6 protein-coding genes are annotated in these 6,297 nt (G+C 61.4%); 4 read left to right on the top strand and 2 right to left on the bottom strand.

The window, feature by feature from the left end; all coding sequences use genetic code 11:
• The first annotated feature begins 177 nt into the window (after positions 1 to 177).
• The 3 genes from B3V69_RS10935 to B3V69_RS10945 are packed head-to-tail and all read left to right on the top strand — an operon-like array spanning position 178 to position 3,617.
• Complete coding sequence (locus B3V69_RS10935) at positions 178 to 1,305, top strand: glycosyltransferase family 9 protein (RefSeq protein WP_296446478.1); 1,128 nt, start codon at positions 178 to 180, stop codon at positions 1,303 to 1,305.
• Positions 1,302 to 1,808, top strand: coding sequence for a GtrA family protein (locus B3V69_RS10940; protein ID WP_296446480.1), 507 nt, complete (start codon positions 1,302 to 1,304; stop codon positions 1,806 to 1,808). Before B3V69_RS10935 ends, B3V69_RS10940 begins: the two co-directional genes overlap by 4 nt.
• Before the next feature lie 3 nt (positions 1,809 to 1,811).
• The gene (locus B3V69_RS10945; RefSeq protein WP_296446482.1) at positions 1,812 to 3,617 is read left to right on the top strand and encodes an ArnT family glycosyltransferase; all 1,806 of its coding nucleotides are present in this window, start codon (positions 1,812 to 1,814) and stop codon (positions 3,615 to 3,617) included.
• Here B3V69_RS10945 and B3V69_RS10950 read toward each other — a convergent pair.
• Positions 3,559 to 4,269 (bottom strand): hypothetical protein, encoded by a 711-nt coding sequence (locus B3V69_RS10950; RefSeq protein WP_296446484.1) that lies wholly within the window; start codon positions 4,267 to 4,269, stop codon positions 3,559 to 3,561. The two genes, B3V69_RS10945 and B3V69_RS10950, sit on opposite strands and share 59 nt — an antisense overlap.
• 13 nt (positions 4,270 to 4,282) lie before the next feature.
• A complete protein-coding gene (locus B3V69_RS10955; protein ID WP_296446486.1) occupies positions 4,283 to 5,467 on the bottom strand; it encodes an exo-alpha-sialidase in 1,185 nt (394 codons plus the stop codon).
• Between the two features lie 288 nt (positions 5,468 to 5,755).
• On the opposite strand from B3V69_RS10955, the gene B3V69_RS10960 reads away from it, so the two are divergent.
• The coding region (locus B3V69_RS10960) for a hypothetical protein (RefSeq protein WP_296446487.1) at positions 5,756 to 6,297 on the top strand (542 nt) is incomplete at its 3' end.

The following is a 6,297-nucleotide window of genomic DNA, read 5'->3' on the forward strand; positions in this document are numbered from 1 at the left end:
GCGCAGGCATTGCGGGCCAGCGCCGGGTTGAATTGACGCCTAAAGACGAGCACAGGGCGAGCCCGACGCATGAAAGTACAGACACAACGCTGGATTGACCGCTGGCTGGGCCAGCTCCTGTGCGGTGCGGTGTCGGTTTGGGCCCGGTGCATGGCACGGTTGCGGCCTGCAGCACGCTTGTCTCGCGAACCACGCCACATTCTGGTCATTCTGCTGTCCGAGATGGGCAGCGTGGTATTGGCGGGCCCCATGTTTGCGGCCCTGCGTCAACGCTACCCCGGCGCCACGCTGCATGTGCTGCAGCTCAAGAAGAATCAGGAAGTCGCCGTCCTGCTCGGGCTGGCGCAAGCTGAACACCTGCACGCGCTGGACGACAGCGCCGGCCTCGGCTTGCTGCGCGACATCTGGCGCGTCATCATGACGCTGCGCCGCCTGCCGCTGGACGCCGTGATTGACTGCGAGCTGTTTTCCCGCATCAGCAGCCTGATGTCTTACCTGAGCGGCGCGCCCTTGCGCGTCGGCTTCACGCCGCATACGCAAGAAGGCCTGTACCGCGGCAGCTACATCAACCGGGCCATCCCCTACAACCCCTACCAGCACATCAGCAAACAATTTTTGTCGCTGGTCGATGCGCTGGACGGCAACAGCATGCCGCGCAACAAAGCGGCCCCCATTCGCGAGCTCCCCTCGGACACCGGTTTGGCCGTGCCGTTTGAAGCCACCGAGTTGCGGGCCTACCGCAGCAAGATGCTGACCGACCACCCGGCTCTCAATAATCGAAAAATCGTGTTGATCTACGCCGGTGGCGGCCTCCTGCCAGAGCGTGCCTGGCCCGCCGCGCACTATGCCCAGGTGGCACGTGGCCTGTGCCAGGGCGGGCATGCCGTCGGGCTGATTGGCCTGCGCGATGATGCGACGTTGGCGCGCGAGCTGCAAACTCGGATCAACAGCGCGTTTTGCGTGGACCTGACCGGCTACACCCGCAGCATCCGCGAGCTGCTGATGCTGTTCCATGGCGCTGACTTGCTGATCACCAACGACGGTGGGCCCGGCCACTTTGCCAGCCTCACACCCATTCGCACTTTGGTGTTCTTTGGCCCCGAGACCGGCCGTCTTTACGGGCCACTCGGGCCACGCGCCACCGTGCTGGAGTCCGGACTGGCCTGCTCGCCCTGCCTCAGCGCCTACAACCACCGTGAAACCTTTTGCGATGGCGACAACCAGTGCCTCAAACGCATTGCCCCGGACCCCGTACTGGCAGATGCCTTGTCCGCTTTGACCCTCACCACGCGCGTGCCGTCATGAGCCAGCGTCAGGGCTGGCAGCCGCGTCTTTTTTTGCTGATTGAGTGGCTCAAGGGCTTTCGCTACATCAAATTTGGCCTCGTCGGCGCCAGTGGCACCGTCGTCAACATGGCTGTTTTGTACCTGGCACAAGAGTATTTTTTTGCGGCCATTGCAGCACCGCGCAGTCGGCTCTACGCCTCGCTGGCCCTGGCCATTGCTGTCGCCACCATCAACAACTTCACCTGGAACCGGCTCTGGACCTGGGCCGACCGGCTGCGTGCCGCCGCCGCGCACGCCCGCTCCATACAAGCGCCCTCGACCGGCATGGCGGTCTTTTGGGGACAACTCGGACGTTATGCGCTCGCCTCGTGGTTTGGTATCGCTCTGCAATATGGCCTGACCCTGTGGCTCGCTCACTCTCTGCATTACCTGCTGGCCAATGTCATCGCCATCGTCATTGCCAGCGTGAGCAACTTTCTGGCCAATGACCGTTGGACCTTTCGGCATCGGTCGCCCAAATAGGCCATGACTGTCCCACGCCCACGCAGTCGCCTCGTTGACGCCTCAACGCTAGCCTGGTTTGTACTGCTCCTGTTTGCCGCAGGCGTCTACGCCTACGGTTTGGGTGGGCAGTACAACCCGAGCATCGGGGATGAGCTGGTTTACACGCATATCGCGCGGCTGACGGCAGCGTCGAACCACTGGCTGCCGCTGGTGTCCGAGCTGAACCACATGCGCAATACCAAACCACCCTTGCTGTTCTGGCAAGCCATGGTGGCTGGAGACTGGGGGCGCCACTGGAGTCTGGCCGCCCTGCGCATACCCAGCCTGATCTATACGCTCCTGATTGCAGGCGCGGTGGTCTGGACTGTGCAGCAGATCACCCGCAATCTAAAAGCTGCCGGCCTGGCGGCCTGCATTTACCTCGCTTTCTTTTGCACCTTCCGCTTTGGTCGCACGTATTTGACCAGCGCCCCGGAAACGTTTTGGTTGAATGTGCCCATGTTCTGGCTGCTGTGGCACCGCTTGCGTCAGACGCGGACAACTCAGACAAGCGATCTGAGCTGGCTAACACACGTCGGCTTCGGCTTGGCCCTGGGGCTCGGATTGGCCTATAAGTCCTTCGCCCTGATTGCACCGGCAGCCGCCGCGCTGTGGTGTGCCCAGCTCCTGAGCGCGCCCACCGCAAGTTGGCGCGTGATGGTTCAGATCACCCTCAAAGTGAGCCTGAGTGCAGCCATGGCGCTCGGTATTTTCGCCCTGTGGTTTGTGCTGGATCCCGACCCTGGCGCCGTGTGGCGAGAGTTTGTCATCGGTGAAAACGCTGGAAAATTGTCCAACAGCGAGGGCTACTGGCATGTGGCTTTGTTGGGGGGTGGCATCAGCATGTGGGCGCAACTGCTGGCCTATGTGCAAAATGCCGGCCTGCTGGCTTTCGTCGTCATCGGTCTGGCGTGGCTCGGACTCAGACGTGGGTTTCAGGCCTGGCGCGGCCCGGGTGGCGACGCAGGAATCAAACTGTCGCCGCAACTGCTGATCTTGCTGGCCTGGCTGGCCGTGTGGCTCATTGTGTTCACCCTGCCGAGCCAGCGCTCGGCCCGCTACGTCATCCCCGCCATGCCAGCGCTGGCCATGCTGCTCGCGCTCTACTGGCCACGCATTGCACGCGGGTGGTTTTTGCTGTCTTTGCTGCTGTGCGGAATTTTCATCGGGGTGCTGGGACGCATCGCTTGGGCGGCGCATGACATCGGGATCGGCACCGGCATTGAATTGGGCGCCAGCATGCTTGCCGTGGCGCTGGGTCTCATCCTCGTGATCGGCGGTTTGGCGAAGCCGGCGTGGACACGAGCCTGCACCGTGGCCGCGTGTCTCGCGGTTTTCGCCTGCTTCGGCTTGAGCACCGCGCCCCTGAACGGCGCCGCTGGACACTATGACGCCCAAACCGTCGAAAAACTTGACAAGGCGAGCGTCGCCGTGCCGAACGGTTTCAACGGGCAGTTTGAGCGCTTTCAGTTCTTGCTGCCGGGCAACCAGTTTCTGCCCTATGACAGCGAAGGCCGCGCAGGTTCCCGCGCAAGCTCAAACACGGAAGAACTCAGCCGCCTGCTGGCCAGCCACGATGCCGTCATTTGGCTCCAGTCGGCGCCCTCCGAACAGGCACCGCCCTGCGTGCCAGGCTGCAAGGTGCTGGGCACGCGTTGGGAAGTGAAAGGGCGCCACCAGAGCGGTGAAATCAATCTCGCTAACCTCTGGTATCCGCAAACCTGGTTGTTCAGGCGCGAGTGGCTGGTAGCAAGCGCTTCCCCGCCATCAGGCGACGCGCCGCGCTGACCAGCCACCCAAGCTGAAGTGCGCCCCATAACCAGGGGTCGATCAGCGCATCCCATACATTGCCCGTTGGCAAACGGGTCAGCACAAACAGGGTCAATACAGACAGAGCCAACAACGGCCCGACCAGCGCCATTCGATTCGTCGCGGCGCTGCCCAACACGACCCAGAGCAAGGTTGCGAACAGAGCCACTGCGCCAAAGGCGGCCGCGCCAAACCCCCACGCGTAAACCGACAGCGGCAGCAAAGCGAACGTGTCCAACAGCAGCACCCAACCCAGTACGACGCCAAGCCCCGACAGAATTTTCAAAGCAGTAACTTGAGGCTCAGACATCACCGCATCTTCGCCCTGCGCCATCCGCGCACGGCTTAAGAACCACGCCAAACAAATGACAGCGCTGGTCAAGCTGGGCGTTTGAAACGCCAAACCCAGCCAGTACGCGGGCGACGCGCTACCCGGCAGCAAAGTCAAGGTCATCACCAAAAAACTCAAGCCCAGTCGATAAGGGCGTGCGAGCTGGCCAGCCAGCAGCAGGGTGCCACTGCCCAGCACGATGGCCCACACCAGATGCAGGGCCACCCGCATCGCTGTCAGGTTGGGCAACACCGGTGCCTCTGTCACCAACAGGATGTTCGAAAAAGCGCTCATATCCATGAAGTACTGCGCCTCAGCGCGCGGAAGACGAGAAAGAAAATCGTTGCCAGGCGATGCGCTGGCGCTGATCGGTATAACTCACCCACAAGCTATTGTCAGCCCAGGCCAGTGCCGGGTAAGAATACTCATCCGAGCCTGCACCGTGCGCCAGCCCCTGGGCCAGGACCCAGGCCCGACCGTCTGCCGAACTGCTCAAATCCAGCGTGACGCGGGAGTGCGGTGAAGAATTGTGGGCCAGAAACATGCGCCCCGGTGCCAGGGCCAGCCCTGCCACCGAGGCATCGGGGTTGTCCAGTGCCAGGTCAGGTAAATCCACCCAGTGCTGCCCGCTATCAGAAGTTTGGGCCACGGCCACCTTGCCCTCAGGTCGCTGGTCGCGCATCAGGGCCAGCCAATGTGACTCGGTCGCCATCAAGATCGTCGGTTGCAGCAAATGCTTTCGACTGGAAATCCGCACCATCCCCAAGAACTCGCCGCTGGCGTCAAAGCGCAAGGCGACCGGGTATTTGATGCCCAATTCAAAATGCACCGGCAACACCATGCCGCCATCTCTCAGAGGAAGTGGTGCGGTGCGCACCAGAAAGCTCGTGTTCCACAGCCACGACAGCGGCAAGGTCCGCACCACGTCAAACGACAACGCAGAGAAGTCCTGGCGTTCCTGGCTTTGGCGCAAATGCACAATGCGCGCGGCGGCCCAGCCGCCTAGACCGGTGGCCACCACAAACAGATGAATTCTGCCTTGGCTATCGAGCCAGGCCACCGGATTGCCGAGTCGGCGCACGCCAAAGCCCAAGGGCTCGGCCATGGCAACACGATTCACCACAAAACGCGCGGCGCTCCACTTCTGCGTAGCGCGGTCAAAGTGCGAAGCGGCGATCTGCACATCGGCGGCGCTTTCGCGCGTGCCCGCGAACCAGAATGCCATCAGGGCGGAGGGGTGCACGGCAGGCATTGACAGCAGGCTGCTGGCGTGGGCAGCGGGTGTATTGGCGGGCATGGGGATATGACCATGGGCAATGGGCACCAGGGGATTTCCCGCCACGGCATTCTCCACACCCGGCCACACGGCTTGTGCCAACGGTGTCACGCCAGCGCGACGCCCCGCATCCAAGCCCATCAAAGCAGCGCATACCAACAGAGCGCAAAGCAGACGCACGCTGAAGGAGCGGGTGACAGCGGCGACAAAGGAACTAAACATCGCACGTTGCCATGAATGGAAAAGTTGATTCAGTACCAAGCGGGCTGAATGATGCATTCACGTGTGAAATATCAAAGAGGATACCCTATGTGGTTTGTAGACTGAAACGCTATTCGACTGAGCTAAGCATTTGCAAAACAAATGCAACAACCTAACCAAGTCCCTGGGAATACCCACATGCAAAAATCCAGCTGTCTTTTATTGTCTTCACTTTGTCACAGGCGCTTGCGTCCCTTGCTACTCGCCTCCGCGCTTGCCGCCTTGATGGCGGGCTGCGGACAAGACCCCATGAACGCGGGCAAGGAACACATGACAAAAGGGGAATACCCCGCGGCGGTCATTGAATTCAAAAACGCGGTTCAGGCGCAACCGGACTCGGTTCAAGCCCGTTTGGCACTGGCTGATGCCTACGAACATTCGTTTGACCCCGGCAGTGCCGAGCAACATTTACGTAAAGCGGTCGAGCGTGGAGGAGACGCCGACCTACTTTTGCCGCGCATTGCCATCCTGATGCTGGAGCGCGGCGAGCTGGAACCCATTGTTCGCGATTTTAAGGATCGCCATCTCAAGTCAGCTGAAGCTGAAAGCAATCTGCGGGCGATCGTCGCCATCGCCTATGTCAGTCAAAAGCGTGCTGGTCTGGCCGAAGAACAACTCAAAGGGGCAACAGCCAATACCCCCGCAGTGAAACTCGCCAAAGCCCAATTGCTGCTGGCCAGCGGCCAGGCCAACCAGGCGCTGGCGGAACTCAATACCCTACCCTCAGACACGGCGGCCTCCTGGTGGACCCTTCGTGCCTTGAGCCGCGTTTACAGCGCCGTCGGCAATCC

The sequence above is a fragment of the Rhodoferax sp. UBA5149 genome, assembly GCF_002413825.1.
GTDB lineage: Bacteria > Pseudomonadota > Gammaproteobacteria > Burkholderiales > Burkholderiaceae_C > Rhodoferax.

What these genes read in the sequence shown, in the direction of transcription:
- B3V69_RS10955 (WP_296446486.1), bottom strand. Translation starts at nt 5,467, where the DNA reads ATGTTTAGTTCCTTTGTCGCCGCTGTCACCCGCTCCTTCAGCGTGCGT.
- B3V69_RS10945 (WP_296446482.1), top strand. Translation starts at nt 1,812, where the DNA reads ATGACTGTCCCACGCCCACGCAGTCGCCTCGTTGACGCCTCAACGCTA.
- B3V69_RS10950 (WP_296446484.1), bottom strand. Translation starts at nt 4,269, where the DNA reads ATGGATATGAGCGCTTTTTCGAACATCCTGTTGGTGACAGAGGCACCG.
- B3V69_RS10940 (WP_296446480.1), top strand. Translation starts at nt 1,302, where the DNA reads ATGAGCCAGCGTCAGGGCTGGCAGCCGCGTCTTTTTTTGCTGATTGAG.